The sequence below is a fragment of the Phenylobacterium sp. genome (assembly GCF_046291545.1).
In the GTDB taxonomy this organism is placed as follows: Bacteria; Pseudomonadota; Alphaproteobacteria; order Caulobacterales; family Caulobacteraceae; genus Phenylobacterium.
In genome coordinates this window covers 239,598-252,932 of record NZ_JBKBSM010000003.1, presented here as the reverse complement: position 1 = coordinate 252,932, position 13,335 = coordinate 239,598, and the positions used below count along the sequence as shown (strand labels likewise).

General features: G+C 70.7%; 18 protein-coding genes. 7 read left to right on the top strand and 11 right to left on the bottom strand.

What is annotated here, in order from left to right:
* Position 1: 1 nt before the first annotated feature.
* Positions 2-493, bottom strand: a complete 492-nt coding sequence (locus ACK4YQ_RS10755) for a 3D domain-containing protein (RefSeq protein WP_409611193.1) — start codon at positions 491-493, stop codon at positions 2-4.
* Between the two features lie 170 nt (positions 494-663).
* Here ACK4YQ_RS10755 and ACK4YQ_RS10750 point away from each other — a divergent pair, with 170 nt between their 5' ends.
* Genes ACK4YQ_RS10750 through ACK4YQ_RS10740 form a run of 3 tightly spaced genes read left to right on the top strand, consistent with a single transcriptional unit; the run spans position 664 to position 2,732 of the window.
* Complete coding sequence (locus tag ACK4YQ_RS10750; RefSeq protein WP_409611191.1) at positions 664-1,251, top strand: glutathione S-transferase family protein; 588 nt, start codon at positions 664-666, stop codon at positions 1,249-1,251.
* Between the two features lie 9 nt (positions 1,252-1,260).
* Positions 1,261-2,274 carry a S1/P1 Nuclease gene (locus ACK4YQ_RS10745; RefSeq protein ID WP_409611189.1) on the top strand — a complete coding sequence of 338 codons (1,014 nt, stop codon included), beginning with the start codon at positions 1,261-1,263 and terminating at the stop codon, positions 2,272-2,274.
* The gene (locus ACK4YQ_RS10740) at positions 2,274-2,732 is read left to right on the top strand and encodes an NUDIX domain-containing protein (RefSeq protein WP_409611187.1); all 459 of its coding nucleotides are present in this window, start codon (positions 2,274-2,276) and stop codon (positions 2,730-2,732) included. Before ACK4YQ_RS10745 ends, ACK4YQ_RS10740 begins: the two co-directional genes overlap by 1 nt.
* Here ACK4YQ_RS10740 and ACK4YQ_RS10735 read toward each other — a convergent pair.
* Complete coding sequence (locus ACK4YQ_RS10735) at positions 2,729-3,223, bottom strand: low affinity iron permease family protein (protein ID WP_409611185.1); 495 nt, start codon at positions 3,221-3,223, stop codon at positions 2,729-2,731. The genes ACK4YQ_RS10740 and ACK4YQ_RS10735 overlap by 4 nt on opposite strands.
* 71 nt (positions 3,224-3,294) lie before the next feature.
* Here ACK4YQ_RS10735 and folD point away from each other — a divergent pair, with 71 nt between their 5' ends.
* The gene (folD, locus tag ACK4YQ_RS10730) at positions 3,295-4,191 is read left to right on the top strand and encodes a bifunctional methylenetetrahydrofolate dehydrogenase/methenyltetrahydrofolate cyclohydrolase FolD (RefSeq protein WP_409611183.1); all 897 of its coding nucleotides are present in this window, start codon (positions 3,295-3,297) and stop codon (positions 4,189-4,191) included.
* Here the strand turns inward: folD and ACK4YQ_RS10725 are convergent.
* Genes ACK4YQ_RS10725 through ACK4YQ_RS10710 form a run of 4 tightly spaced genes read right to left on the bottom strand, consistent with a single transcriptional unit; the run spans position 4,188 to position 7,703 of the window.
* Entirely contained in the window at positions 4,188-4,844 is a 657-nt protein-coding gene (locus tag ACK4YQ_RS10725; protein ID WP_409611181.1) for an ABC-type transport auxiliary lipoprotein family protein, read from the bottom strand. The two genes, folD and ACK4YQ_RS10725, sit on opposite strands and share 4 nt — an antisense overlap.
* Positions 4,841-5,779, bottom strand: coding sequence for an MlaD family protein (locus tag ACK4YQ_RS10720; protein WP_409611179.1), 939 nt, complete (start codon positions 5,777-5,779; stop codon positions 4,841-4,843). Before ACK4YQ_RS10720 ends, ACK4YQ_RS10725 begins: the two co-directional genes overlap by 4 nt.
* Positions 5,779-6,591 carry an ABC transporter ATP-binding protein gene (locus tag ACK4YQ_RS10715; protein WP_409611177.1) on the bottom strand — a complete coding sequence of 271 codons (813 nt, stop codon included), beginning with the start codon at positions 6,589-6,591 and terminating at the stop codon, positions 5,779-5,781. The genes ACK4YQ_RS10720 and ACK4YQ_RS10715 overlap by 1 nt, the downstream gene beginning before the upstream one ends.
* A complete protein-coding gene (locus ACK4YQ_RS10710; protein ID WP_409611175.1) occupies positions 6,588-7,703 on the bottom strand; it encodes an ABC transporter permease in 1,116 nt (371 codons plus the stop codon). Before ACK4YQ_RS10710 ends, ACK4YQ_RS10715 begins: the two co-directional genes overlap by 4 nt.
* 333 nt (positions 7,704-8,036) lie before the next feature.
* Between ACK4YQ_RS10710 and ACK4YQ_RS10705 the strand changes: the two genes are divergently transcribed.
* Positions 8,037-8,414 carry a hypothetical protein gene (locus ACK4YQ_RS10705; protein WP_409611173.1) on the top strand — a complete coding sequence of 126 codons (378 nt, stop codon included), beginning with the start codon at positions 8,037-8,039 and terminating at the stop codon, positions 8,412-8,414.
* Here ACK4YQ_RS10705 and ACK4YQ_RS10700 read toward each other — a convergent pair.
* The 3 genes from ACK4YQ_RS10700 to ACK4YQ_RS10690 all read right to left on the bottom strand — a co-directional run bounded on the left by ACK4YQ_RS10700 (position 8,394) and on the right by ACK4YQ_RS10690 (position 10,995).
* Complete coding sequence (locus tag ACK4YQ_RS10700) at positions 8,394-9,020, bottom strand: HAD hydrolase-like protein (RefSeq protein WP_409611171.1); 627 nt, start codon at positions 9,018-9,020, stop codon at positions 8,394-8,396. The genes ACK4YQ_RS10705 and ACK4YQ_RS10700 overlap by 21 nt on opposite strands.
* A gap of 110 nt (positions 9,021-9,130) precedes the next feature.
* The gene (locus ACK4YQ_RS10695; RefSeq protein WP_409611169.1) at positions 9,131-10,384 is read right to left on the bottom strand and encodes an acetyl-CoA C-acetyltransferase; all 1,254 of its coding nucleotides are present in this window, start codon (positions 10,382-10,384) and stop codon (positions 9,131-9,133) included.
* 176 nt (positions 10,385-10,560) lie between these two features.
* Complete coding sequence (locus ACK4YQ_RS10690; RefSeq protein ID WP_409611167.1) at positions 10,561-10,995, bottom strand: hypothetical protein; 435 nt, start codon at positions 10,993-10,995, stop codon at positions 10,561-10,563.
* A gap of 169 nt (positions 10,996-11,164) precedes the next feature.
* Here ACK4YQ_RS10690 and ACK4YQ_RS10685 point away from each other — a divergent pair, with 169 nt between their 5' ends.
* Entirely contained in the window at positions 11,165-11,827 is a 663-nt protein-coding gene (locus tag ACK4YQ_RS10685) for a phosphoribosyltransferase (RefSeq protein ID WP_409611165.1), read from the top strand.
* Here the strand turns inward: ACK4YQ_RS10685 and ACK4YQ_RS10680 are convergent.
* Complete coding sequence (locus ACK4YQ_RS10680) at positions 11,819-12,487, bottom strand: BON domain-containing protein (RefSeq protein WP_409611163.1); 669 nt, start codon at positions 12,485-12,487, stop codon at positions 11,819-11,821. The two genes, ACK4YQ_RS10685 and ACK4YQ_RS10680, sit on opposite strands and share 9 nt — an antisense overlap.
* Positions 12,456-12,923 carry a hypothetical protein gene (locus tag ACK4YQ_RS10675; RefSeq protein ID WP_409611161.1) on the bottom strand — a complete coding sequence of 156 codons (468 nt, stop codon included), beginning with the start codon at positions 12,921-12,923 and terminating at the stop codon, positions 12,456-12,458. The genes ACK4YQ_RS10680 and ACK4YQ_RS10675 overlap by 32 nt, the downstream gene beginning before the upstream one ends.
* Positions 12,924-13,072: 149 nt before the next feature.
* On the opposite strand from ACK4YQ_RS10675, the gene ACK4YQ_RS10670 reads away from it, so the two are divergent.
* Entirely contained in the window at positions 13,073-13,330 is a 258-nt protein-coding gene (locus tag ACK4YQ_RS10670) for a hypothetical protein (protein ID WP_409611159.1), read from the top strand.
* The last annotated feature ends 5 nt before the right edge of the window (positions 13,331-13,335 follow it).

The window sequence follows — 13,335 nt, the reverse complement described above, 5'->3', positions numbered from 1 at the left end:
CCTATTCGGCCGGCGGGCAGCCCTTAAACTCGCCAACCTTGCTGACGGTGAGTTTCGCCAGGTTCAGCTTGCGCATCGGGGCCATCGAGGCGGCCCCGTGGCCGGTGTAGAGGTCGATCTTCTCGCCCTTGATCGCCCCGCCGGTGTCGGAGGCGTACCAGTAGCCGTCGTGCACGCCGCCGCCGGGCAGGGGCAGGCCCACCGTCTCCTTGATGAACAGCACGGTGCGCCGCGGGATCAGGTTTCGGTCCACCGCGGCCGTGCGCATGGCCACGACCTTGCAGCCCAGGGAGTCGAGCGAGCCCACGCCCTTGGCGCCGGCGTGATAGAGGGTGGCCTTCAGATTCCAGTCCGGAGTGCCGGGCGGCGAGCCGGCGAACAGCGACACGATCAGGTCGCCGATCGGGTCGGTCACGGCGGGAGCGGCTTGGGCTGCGCTCCCTGCGATCATGAGGGGAAGGGCGGCTGCCAGGGCGGCGAGGGGGCGTCGCACGGGGGCGTCTCCTCAGTCGTTGAACTGGTTTTCGCCAAGCGTTTTGAGGGACTTGGCCAAGCGTGACAAGCAAAACGAGTCAGCCAAGCTAAGCTGCCTGTTAGACTCATTCGCTTGCGCGTTGAATCCGCGAAGCTAATCGTTCCCGAGGCTTTTTTGGGGCAGGGTGAATGGCGCTTCAGATTTACGGCGACTCGATCTCGGGCAACTGCCTGAAGGTGAAATGGACGGCCGATCGCCTGGGACGGCCCTACGACTGGATCGAGACCAGCGTGCTGAAGGCGGAGACCCGCACGCCGCAGTTCCTGGCCCTGAACCCGGCCGGGCAGGTCCCGCTGGTGGTGCTGGGGGACGGCCGGCCGCTCGCCCAGTCGAACGCCATCATTCTGCACCTGGCCGAGGGATCGGACCTCATCCCGGCCGACGCCTACGAGCGGGCCCGGATGCTGGAGTGGATGTTCTGGGAGCAGTACAGCCACGAGCCCTACGTCGCCGTCGCCCGGTTCCACGTCCACTACCTGGGCAAGGCGGTCGCCGACCTGGACCCCAAGCTGGTGGAGCGGGGCAGGGGCGCCCTGAAGCGCCTGGACGACGCGCTCGCGCAGGACGATTTCCTGGTCGGCGGCCGGCTCAGTCTCGCCGATGTCGCCTTGGTGGCCTATACGCGGGTGGCGCACGAGGGCGGCTTCGACCTAGCCGACTATCCGCGGGTCCTCGCCTGGGTGGCGCGGGTGGAGGCGGCTCTCGGCATCGCCTGAGGAGTCCCAATGCACCGCCTGATCCGTCCCGCCGCCGCCGCGCTCTGCGTGCTGGCGCTCGTCCCCGGCCACGCCCTCGCCTGGGGCGCCATGGGCCACCGCATCATCGGCCAGGCGGCGATGGAGGCCCTGCCGGCGGAGACGCCGGCCTTCCTGCGCACGCCGACGGCGGCGTCGGACGTAGGCGAGCTGTCGCGTGAGCTCGACCGGTCCAAGGGCGCGGGCGAGGTGCACGACCAGAACCGCGACCCGGGCCATTTCGTGGACGTCGAGGACGACGGGCGCATCCTGGGCGGGCCCACCCTTGGCGCCCTGCCGCCGACCCGGGCCGACTACGAGACCGCGCTGCGCGCCGCCGGGACGGACAGCTGGAAGGCCGGCTACCTGCCGTACTCCATCATCGAGAGCTGGCAGCAGCTCGCCAAGGACTTCGGCTACTGGCGGGCCCTGAACGCGGCCGAGGCGCGATCCGCCGACCCGGGCCGCCGCGCCTGGTACGCCGAGGATCGGCGCCGGCGGGAAGCCCAGATCCTGCGCACGATCGGCGACCTGTCGCACCTGGTGGGCGACGGGGCGCAGCCGCTGCACGTCACCGCGCACTACAACGGCTGGGGCGACTATCCGAACCCAAAGGGCTACACTCAGGCCAAGATCCACGGACCGTTCGAGGGCGACCTGGTGTTCGCTCAGGTCAAGCCGGACGCGGTGCGCGCGGCGATGGCGCCGCCAGCGCTGGACGCGCGGCCGATCGAGGTCCGGACCGCCGCCTATCTCGCGGGAACCGCAGCCCTGGTCGAGTCGCTCTACCAGCTTGAGAAATCCGGCGGACTGGCGCCGAACGATCCCCGCGGCGGCGCCTTCGCGACGGCCCGCCTGGCCGCCGGCGCCAGCGAACTGCGCGATGCGATCACCGAGGCCTGGCGCGCCTCGGCGGCCGCCAAGGTCGGCTGGCCCGCGGTGAGCGTCGCCGATGTCGAGGCCGGCCGCGTCGATCCGTTCGACGCGCTTTACGGAGTGGACTGATGGCGATCGTCCCCCAGTTCGGCCAACCCGAGGCGGGCAGGGACTACGCCGACCGGCCGGCGGCGTTCGGCGTGGCCGTCCGTGACGGGCGGGTGGCGGTGGTGCGGGTGGCCAAGCCGGGCCATGCGCCCTGGATCGACCTGCCGGGCGGAGCCCTCGACGCCGGCGAAGACGCCGCCCAGGCGGTGGTCCGCGAATTCGGCGAGGAAACGGGGCTCAAGGTGCGCGCCGGCGACGTTTACGGCAGCGCCGACCAGTTCTTCGTCAACACCGACGGGAAGGCCTACAACAATCGCCAGACGCTGTTCGTGGTCGAGATCGAGACGGAAGCCCCGCACCTGAAGATCGAGGACGACCACACCCTGGAGTGGCTGGCGCCGCTGGAGGCGATCGCGCGGCTGCGCCACGATTCCCACGCCTGGGCCCTGGGGGCCTTCCTGCGGCGCGCCAAGCCCTAGCTTGCGGCCTTCGCCTTGTTGGATTTGCGCCGGGCCGGCGGCTTGGCGCCGCCCGAACCCTGGCCCTTGCGCGGGGCCGCGGCGCGGGCCGCGGCGGCGCCCCGCCCGCCCTGCTTGCGCGCTTCCTCGCGAAGGCGCGTGCCATGCCTGTCGCATTCGGCCAGGATCTGCTCGAGTTCTTCGTCGCCCAGGTTCTCGATGCCGATGAAGCTATTGTGCGCCCGGCCTACGCGGATCAGCTCGTCGAGCTTGGCCTGGATGGCGTTGTTGTCGCGGTTCTGGGTGTTCTGGATCAGGAACACCATCAGGAAGGTGATGATGGTGGTGGAGGTGTTGATCACCAGCTGCCAGGTGTCGGAGAAGCCGAACACCGGTCCCGAGAGCGCCCAGGCCACCACCAGAACGCAGCATGTGGCGAACACATAGGGTCGGCCGGCCCAGCGCGAGATGACGGTGGCGAACCGGGTGAAGTTTTTCGCGAAGCTGTTCATCCCTGGTCCTGACGCGTTGCGCGGCGAAGGCTGAACGGCTAGTGCGGGCGCGCGTTCCGGAGGCTCCCTGCATGTCCCAAGCCCAGATCATCGACGGCAAGATCTACGCCGAGAAGCTGAGGAGCGAGGTCGCCGCCGAGGTCGCCGTCCTCAAGGAGACGCACGGCCTGCAGCCGGGCCTGGCGGTGATCCTGGTGGGCGAGGACGCGGCCAGCCAGGTCTATGTGCGCTCAAAGGGCGAGAAGTCCCTGGAGGCCGGCATGCACTCGGTGACCCACCGCCTGCCGCAGGCGGCGACCCAGGAGGAGATCCTGGCCCTGATCCAGGCTCTGAACGCCGATCCGAAAATCCATGGCATTCTGCTGCAGCTTCCCCTGCCCAAGGGCCTGGACGAGAAGCCGCTGATCACCGCCATCGATCCGGAGAAGGACGTCGACGGCCTGCACGTGGTCAACGCCGGCCGTCTGGCCCAGGGCGTTGCGGGGCTGGTTCCCTGCACCCCGCTCGGGTGCATGATCCTGCTGCGCGAGACCCTGGGGGAGCTTTCCGGCAAGCGCGCCGTGGTGGTGGGGCGCTCGATCCTGGTGGGCCGGCCGATCGCGCAACTGCTGCTGCAGGCCGACTGCACGGTCACCATCGCCCATTCGCGCACCCGCGACCTGGCCGAGGTGTGTCGCGAGGCCGACATCCTGGTGGCCGCCGTGGGCCGTCCGCGCCTGATCCAGGCCGACTGGATCAAGCCGGGCGCGGCCGTGATCGACGTGGGGGTCAACCGCGTGCCCTTCGACAATCCGGAGAAGGCGGCGCAGGGCAAGACCAAGCTGGTCGGCGACGTCGACTACAAGGCGGCCCAGAAGGTGGCCGGCTGGATCACCCCGGTGCCCGGCGGGGTCGGACTGATGACCGTCGCCTGCCTGCTGCAGAACACCCTGATCGCCGCCAAGCGGCAGCACGGGCTGGAGGCCTAGGCTCCCGCCGCCGGTTGCGCGGCCGCCGCGTTGGTCAGGGCGACCAGCTCGGTGATCGCCTCGCCGGCCGACGCCTCGAACGCCTGGACGATCGCCCCGATGCGGTTCGTGTCGGCGCGCACCCGCTTCTCGACGGTGCGGTCGACCACCACGCTGGAGTCCGGCGAGCGCATCAGCACCGCGCGCACCCGCACCAGCACGACCGGCGGCTGGCGCCCGCCCCGGTCGTAGACGGCTTCGAAGTTGCGCACATCCATCCGCAGGGTGAACTGCGCGCGGCTGGCCTGACCGCGCACGGCCAGGCGCGCCGGCCCGCCGGCCTCGTCGAAGGCCTGGGCCAGGGCCTCGTCGAACAGCTCGTTGGCCGGGGCGATCCAGCGGGCGTCGGCGATGTAGGCGGCCTCGGACCCGGTGATGGTCAGGATCCGGTCGGTGGCCACCGGACGGGCGAATCCGGTGCGGGCCTTGTAGACGGCGACCGGCGCAGGGGCGGGCGCCGCCGTCGGCTCCGCCTGGGCCTCGGCGGCCGGCGGCGGGCCGAAGCGATAGAGCTGCACCGGCTTGGTTTCGGGAAAGACGGTGACGCACGCGGCCAGCAGCAGGCCGGCGCTGGCCAGGCCCGCCGCCTGCAGCGCGGACTTCAGTCGGATCATGGCTTCACCTCGACTTCGCGGGCGGGCGCCTTGCTGACCAGGCCGCGGGGGTTGGCTTCCAGTTCGTTGGCCAGGCGCTCGAGCGACACGGCGGTGGTTTGCAGGGCCATGACGGCGTCGGTGATCTGCGGCAGGCCGTTGGTGGCGAACTCGGCGGTCGGCCCCTCCAGCTTGCCGATCATGCCCCGCAGGTCCTTGGCGGCGGCCGAGGCCTCCTCGGCGGCGTCGGCCAGATTGGTCATGGTTCGCTTGCCGTCGCCCTCGACCAGGTTCTGGGTGGACTGCGACAGGGCGGTGATCTGCTGGGCGGCGGCGTCGATGTCCTGGATCGCCTTCTGGGCGTCGCCGATCAGCTCCTTGCGCTCGCGCAGCTCGGCGGTCACGGCCTGGGCGTCGGCCAGGGCGGCGCTGAAGGTCTTGATGTTCTCCTCCGAAAGCACGCGGTTGATCCGGTCGAGCGCCTCCACCGTTCGCGTCAGGACCGTGCCGCCGCCTTCCAGCAGGTCCGCCAGGGCGCTGCGCTGGCTCTGGATCTGCGGCACCTCGCCCTTGGGCGTGACGTCGTTGAGCAGGGGCTTGGATGGGGTGCCGGAGGTGATCTGCACATAGTTCACCCCGGTGACGCCCTGGGGCTCGAGGGTGGCGTAGGAATCGACGCGGATCGGCACGTTGGAGGTGATGCTGGCGCGGGCGATCACCCGGCTGGGATTGGTCGGGTCCAGGTCGATGCGCGTGACCTCGCCCACCTTGATGCCGTTGAAGTGCACCTCGCCGCCTTGGGACAGTCCGCGGACGGGCCCGTTGAAGACGATGTCATAGACGTCGTAGTCCTGGGCGAAGCGCAGCTGCACCAGCCAGAACGCGAAGACGATCAGCCCGATGAACAGGATGACCGTCGACAGCCCCACGAGGGCGTAGTTGGCGTTGCGCTCCATCAGGCCTCCTCGGCGCGCATCCTGGCGGCCGACGCGGCGCGGCCGCGGGGTCCCAGGAAGTATTCACGGATCCAGGGGTGGTCGGAACGCTCGAGCTCCTCCACGGGCGCGCAGGCGACCACTTTCTTGTCGGCCAGCACGGCGACGCGATCGGTGATCGCATAGAGCGTGTCCAGGTCGTGGGTGATCATGAACAGCGTCAGCTCCAGGCTCTCCGACAGGTCTCGGATCAGTTCGTCGAACGCGGCTGCGCCGATCGGGTCGAGACCGGCGGTGGGTTCGTCCAGGAACAGCAGTTCCGGATCGAGGGCCAGGGCCCGGGCGAGGGCGACCCGCTTGCGCATGCCGCCGGACAGCTCGGCGGGCTTGAGGTCCGCCGCGTCGGCCCGCAGGCCAACCAGGGCGATCTTCAGGTCGGCCAGCTCGCTGATCTCCTGTTTGGACATGCGGGTGTGCTCGACCATCGGGGTGGCGACGTTCTCCTTGACGCTCAGGTTCGAGAACAGCGCGCCGTTCTGGAAGAGAACGCCCCAGCGCCGCTCGACCCGCGACCAGCGCTTGCGGGTGCTGGTCTGGACGTCGTAGCCGAGGACGCGGACCGTGCCGGCGTCGGGGGTCTTCAGGCCGATGATTGTGTTGAGCAGCACCGACTTGCCGCTGCCCGAGCCGCCGACGACGCCCAGGACCTCGCCGCGGCGCACGGTCAGGCTCAGGTCGTCGTGAACCACGTGCTCGCCGAACTGCGAGCGCAGGCCGGAGACCTCCACGGCCGGGCCTTCCCCGGCGAATATGTCCTGCTTGCTGGCGCTCAAAGGTCGAGCTCCATGTAGATCAGGGCGAAGACCGCATCGATGGCGATGATGGCGAAGATCGCGTGCACCACCGCAGCGGTCACGCGCCGGCCCAGGGACTCGATGTCGCCGCCCACTTCCATGCCCTGGCGGCAGCCGATGCCGGCGATGGCCATGGCCATGACCGGCGCCTTGGACAGGCCGATCCAGAAGTGGGTCGCGCCGACGTTGTCGACGATCCTTTGCAGGAAGAAGGTCGGCCCGAGGTCCAGCACGGTCCAGGTGACTAGGAGGCCGCCGAACAGCCCGGCCAGCGTGGCGACGAAGGTGAGCAGCGGGATGGTGACCAGCAGGGCCAGGAAGCGGGGGAACACCAGGGCCTCGAACGGATCGACGCCGAGGATGCGCATGGCGTCGATCTCCTGGGTCATCTTCATCGAGCCGAGCTCCGCCGCGAAGCTGGAGGCCGAGCGGCCGGCCAGGAGCACGGCGGTGATGATGATGTTGAACTCGCGCAGGACCGCGATGCCGATCAGCTCGACGGCGAACACCTGGGCGCCGAACTGACGCAGCATGTTGGCGCCGAGGAGGCCGACGACCGCGCCGATGAAGAAGGCGGTGGTGGCGACGATGGGGATGGCGTCCAGGCCCGCGCGCTCGGCCAGGGAGAAGCACGCCGCCCAGCGGATTCGCGTGGGATTGATCAGGTTGCGCATGGTGACCACCAGCAGGTGGCCGCCGAAGACCAGGGTGCCGAAGGCGTCGTGGCCGAGATTGACCACGCCCTGGCCGATGCGGATCAACAGGTCCTCGATGCCCTGGCGCGGCCGGGGCGGGGGGCGCTTTATCTTGGCCGCGCGAACCACGAGGTCGAGGAGCCGCCGGGTCTCCGGACGGCTGCGGACCTCGGCGGCGTCGAACTCGCCGCCCGTGGCGCGCACGAGGGCGTAGGCCCCTGCGGTGTCCAGGCGGCGCACGTCCGTCAGGTCGATCACGGTGGCGGGCGCGCCGTCCAGTTGGGCGGCCAGGTCGCCGGGGGCGCCGCCAAGGGAATCTGCGGTCCAGTCGCCCGTCAGTCGGGCGATGCGGCCTTCGGCCGTGTTCTCGACCTGGAATTCTGCTGGATGTTCCATCGCCGTCCGTGGGCCAAGGCTTCGACACCGGGACGTCGCCCGTCGAGTCGAGGCCGGAAGGGGAGCCTAGCAGAGCCCCGCCGCGAGCCGAACGCCTTATGGCCGAGGTTGTTCCATCCGGCCGTGATGCCCGACGCGGGGCGCCCTGGGGCGTTGCTCCCCGGGGAAGTGGCGCCCGCGCCAATCTTTCGCCCCACTCGGGCGGCTATCCCAGGACCGGGATCGCCTGCGACGCGATCGGCCGACTCCTCGCGCGGGCCGGCCGACGGACGCGGCCCATACGATTGAAGGGTCGGGCGATTCCTTGGCTGTCCTCAGGGCTGGGAGAGTGCGTTGACCCGCCAGATCGACTTCGCCGGGAAATCCGGGACCATCTACCGCTACACCTCGCTCGACGAGCAGCGTCCGACGCCGCCGGCCGGCGCGAACTTCGTGGTGGCCGAGATATCCGACAAGGGGGTCAGCATCGTCTTCGCGGGCGAAACAGACAATCTGGCGCGGGGCGACTGGCGCTCGGCCCTGGAGGAAGCCCGCGAACGCTATGAGCGGGTGGAGGTGCTCACCCGCCTGAACGTGCGAAGCGCCGTGCGCCGCGAGGAGCTGGCCGACCTTGCCGAACAGCACCAGCCGCCGATGAATCCGGTCGAGGACCAGGAGCGGGCGGCGACCCCGCAGGCCGGTCAGGGCGATTCAGCCGGCGATCCGAACTAGGTCTCCGACTTCGTCGAACACCAGCGCCGGCTTTCGGGCGGCCAACGCTTGGCGGGTCGCAAATCCCCAGGCCACCGCGCCGAAGGCGAGGCGCGCCTGGCCCGCGGCGAGCGCGTCGCGGTCTTCGTCCCCCACGCAGATGGTGTCGGCGGCGGCGACGCCGGTCTTGCGGCGCAGGCGGGAGAACTTGGCCGCCTTGCCGAACAGGTCCGCGCCGCAGGACCAGTGGGAGATCAGGTCCGCCGTCGGCCCCATGGTGGTGCGGATGCTGGCTTCGGAGTCCGAGCTGACGATGGCCAGGACCACGCCCCTGTCTTTCAGGTTGGAGAGCGCCTGCGGCACGCCGTCGAACAGGCGGATCGACTGCGCCGCCTGGACCTTGCGCGCGCGCATGTCGGCGGCCACCGCCGGCAGCCGCCAGGCGGGAATCTCGAAGCGCCGCACGATTTCGCGCGCGGGGAGGCCGCGGAGCGTCTCGCGCTCCTCGGCGCTCGGCGCCTTGAAGCCGTGGGCGCGGGCCAGATCCTCCAGCACCCCGAGGAACCAGGGAAAGGAATCGGCCAGCGTGCCGTCGAAATCGAAGATCGCCAGCCGGTAGGGCCGCATGTTCGCCTCCTGGGAGGCGGCGGCTGATACGCGCCGCCCGTTCGGCGCGTCAAGCCGCCCCGCACGGGCGCGAGCCGGGGCCCGCGCCGTTCGAGGCGACGTTCGACGTGCTAGATGCGCTCGACGATGATGGCCGGGGCCATCCCGCCGGCGGCGCACATGGTGACCAGGCCGCGCTTCAGGTCGCGGCGCTCGAGCTCGTCGACGATGGTGCCGATCAGGATCGAGCCGGTGGCGCCGATCGGGTGGCCGAGGGCCATGGCGCCGCCGTTCACATTGACCTTCTCGCGGTCGAGCTTGAGGTCGCGGATGAACTTCTCGGCGACCACGGCGAAGGCCTCGTTGATCTCCCAGAGGTCGATGTCGTCAGGGGTCAGCCCAGCCTTCTTCAGCACCTTGTGGGCCGCCGGAACCGGTGCGTTCAGCATCAGGGTGGGGCTGTCGCCGACGTTGGCCATGGCCACCACGCGGGCCCGCGGCTTCAGGCCGTTCTTCTTGGCGTATTCGGGCGAGGCGAGCAGGACGGCCGCCGCGCCGTCGACGACGCCCGAGGAGTTGCCGGCATGATGCACGTGGGTGATCTTCAGGTCCGGATAGACCTGCTGGATCAGCCCGGCCAGGGTCGTGCCCTGGTTGTCCATCGGCACGTTGGCCATGGCCTCGAATGACGGCTTCAGGGAGGCGAGGCCCTCGAGTGTCGTCTGCGGCCGGGGGAACTCTTCGCGGTCCAGGGCCAGGGAGCCGTCCTCGCGGTAGACCGGCACCAGGGAGCGGTCGAAGCGGCCTTCCCTGATCGCCTTGTCGGCGCGCTGCTGGCTGACGTAGGCCAGCTCGTCCAGGGCCTCGCGCGGGATGTTCTCCAGGGTCGCGATGGCGTCGGCGCAGACGCCCTGGTGCGACTGGGGATGCAGCTTGCGCAGGTGGTCGTTGCCGGCGTCCATCAGGGCCGGGCCCTCGAAGAAGGCGGCGTTCTGCGGGGCGCTGGCGGCGGTGTAGGACATCATCTCGGTGCCGCCGGCGATGACCAGGTCCTCCATGCCGGACATGATCTGGGCCGCGGCCAGGTTCACGGCGGTGATGCCGGAGCCGCAGAAGCGGTCGAGGGTCATGCCGCTGGCGCGCACGTCGAAGCCGGCGTCCAGGGCGGCCATGCGGCCCAGGTCGTTGCCCTGCTTGCCGCGCTGGGACGAGGTGCCCCAGATCACGTCGTCCACCTCGGCGGTGTTGACGTTGTTCCGCTCGGCGATCGCCTGAAGGACGGTCGCGGCCAGGCGCTGCGGGTGGAAATCGGCCAGGGCGCCCTTGCCCACCTTGCCGATGCCGCGGGGCGTGCGCGCCGCGTCGATGATCCACGCTTCGGTCATGTTCCAGTTCCTCCTGTGCGCCGCGCGGCGGCCGGGCCGGCGCGGTCGAGTCCGTCTTCGAAGCCCAGTCTGGACCGGCGGACGCAAGGGCAGGCTAGCCCCTTTTCGGAGGGTTATCGACGCAGGCGCGCGGCCGCTCACAGCCAGCGGCGGTGGTCAGTTGTCAAGGGCGCGGGTCAGGCGTCGGGGAACTGCAGGACGAAGCGCGTCTGGCCCGAACGGGGCGGGGAGATCGGGGCGCTGCGCGGCTTGACCGACGCGCCCGGGATCCATCCCTCGACGCGATAGGCGCCGGGCGGCAGGCGCAGCAGGATCCAGGGAGCGTCGCAACGGGCTTCCAGGAGGGTGGTCCCGGAGCGGTCGCTCAGGCGGATCGCGCCCGACCCGAGGTATTCGCTGAGGGCGTTGGAGAACTCGATCCGGACCCCATAGGTCGACCACTGCGGGTCCTCCCGCGTCTGGCCGACGCCGGTGCAGGCCGCCTCGATCCCGTTCAGGGTGGTCGGCTGGTCCAGCGGCATGTCCACCGGCTCGGCGCCGGCAGGCGTCGCCGCCAGCATGAGGCCGAGCGCCACGACCGGCGCAGAGAACATCGTGAGGGGTTTCGCCATGGATCGGCTCCTTCGTTGCGGCGAAGGGGGCCAGAAGCCTGGCCGCCCTGCGTTGACTACGGTCAAGTTTCAACGCGCGGGGAGGGGCTCGCGCTCCCTTGACCCCCGTCAAGGCGCCGGCGGGCGCCCGGCGCCAGGGTTTGCACGCAGGCGCGGATGAGGTGCGGGCATGCCGTTCACGGATCGAGGCGAGGCCGGCCGAAGACTGGCCGAGGCCCTGGCGCACCACAAGGGCGAGGACGTGGTCGTCCTGGCGCTGCCTCGCGGTGGGGCGCCGGTGGCGGCGGAGGTCGCCAGGGCCCTGGGCGCGCCCCTCGACCTAGTGCTGGTGCGCAAGATCGGCGCGCCGCACCAGGAGGAGCTGGCGATGGGCGCCGTGGCTGACGGCGGCGAGCCGATCACGGTGCGCAACCTCGACGTCATCGCCATGCTCGGCGTCGACGAGGCGGCTTTCGAGGCCGTGCGCGAGCGCGAACTGAAGGAGATCGAGCGGCGGCGCGCCGCCTATCTGGGCGGCCGGCCCGCCGCCGCGGTGGCCGGCAAGGTGGCCATCGTGGTCGATGACGGCGTGGCGACCGGCGCGACCACGCGGGCGGCGCTGAGGGCCGTGCGCGCGAGGCGCCCGGCCCGGCTGGTGCTGGCCGTGCCCGTGGCCCCGCGAGACGTGATCGCCGCCCTGCAAGGGGAGGCCGACGAGATCGTCTGCCTGGAGAGCCACCCGGCGTTCGGGGCCATCGGCTACTACTACGCCGACTTCGGCCAGCTCACGGACCAGGCGGTCTGCGACATCCTCGCGGAGTTCGCACCGCCGGCGCCGGACGGTTCAGGCTAGGTCGTCGTCCTTGGCGGCGCTCGGGACCACGGCGTCCGCGGGAAGGCTGATGAAGTTGGCCACCGAGCGGACGCCGGGCAGGGTCCAGGCCAGGCGTTCGGCCACGTCCCGGTCAAACCACCCCTCGGCGCGGCCGCCGAGCTTCACCGCGTCGTCGTCCACCTCGATCGTAAGGGCCTCGATGGCGGCGCCCTCGCGCTGCAGGAGGCCGCGGAGCCGCTCGGCCGGTTCGCCGCCGGGCTCGGCCGCATGCAGGAAGTTGCGAACGTCGCCCACGTCCGGGTGCTGCAGGAGTTCCTGCTCGACGACAAGGCGGGCCCGCGCGTCGGGGACCTGGCCGTGGAGGGTGACGACGCCCTCGCGGACGGACAGGCCGAGCGGGACGGGGAGCGGTGTGGGCAGGTCGGCGAGCACCGTAAGGGCGGCGCGGGCCACCAGAAGGTCGGCCGGAGTCCCGGTCTCTTCAAGTCCGATCCGGTCGACGACGGCGGCGACGCCAGGAGTGCGGCAGGCGGCCGCCGGCGCGGCGAAGGCCTGCGCAGGAGTGGCCGCGGCCCCGTCCAGCACGACGATCCCGTCGCGGATGGAGACGCGGACTCCATCGGCGGCTCCGGCGCGCCCGAGGGCGTCAAGCACGGCGTCTCGAACGGCGGCGTTCACCATCGCCTCCCATTGGCGTTACGCCCCAATCTGGACCGTCGGGACAGGCGCACCCTTGCTCCAGATCAACGGAAGCCGGGGATCCTTGCTTGGTTGCAGTCGTGCCCGTGACAATCGCCACAGAAGCGTCCCGGGAACTGGCCGGCAAGGTCGCCTTCCTCAGCGACGCGGCCGCCTGCGCCGGCGGTCCCGGGACCGTGGGGCGGCGCGAGACGCACAGGTCCTGGGTCTTCTTCGTGGACGAGCGGGTCTGGAAGCTGAAGAAGGCCTCGACGAAGGCCTCGCCCTTGAGGCGCAGGTGCGGGCGGTGCTTGCGGCGCAGCAGCGCTTCTGCGCGTGCAGGCGGACTGCTGGCGCGCCCGTGCTCCAGATACGCCAGCATGTTGAGCTGGTAGAGGTCGGTCAGCAGGAGGCTGGAAGCGATCCTGAGCGCCATCGCGGGGGTTCGCGAAAGGGCCGGGCGCCGCGCGGGCGGCCCGTACACCTATCAACCCTCAAGACGGCGATGTTGACCAGCGTCAAGGCGACCGGCCGCAGGCCCATGCGTTGTTCTCCAGGCGACCCGCAGACGCAGGAGGACAGACCATGGCCGTTCCGGACCCGGCGACCGACGCCGAAGCCGCCGCGACCGCGGACGACGTGCGCCATCATTGCGGGGATCTGGTCGACTGGAAGCTGAGCGCGATCCTCGCCGTGGGCCCGACCGTCCGGGACCTCGCCGCCGCCGTCGGCTGGGCGAGCGGCCAGGACGAGCTGGGCGAGGCCGGCGCGCCGCTCGCGGGCCCAGCCGCACAGGTCTACGACATCCTGTTATCGGACGAAGACTACGAAGAGCGCGAGTAGGGGCT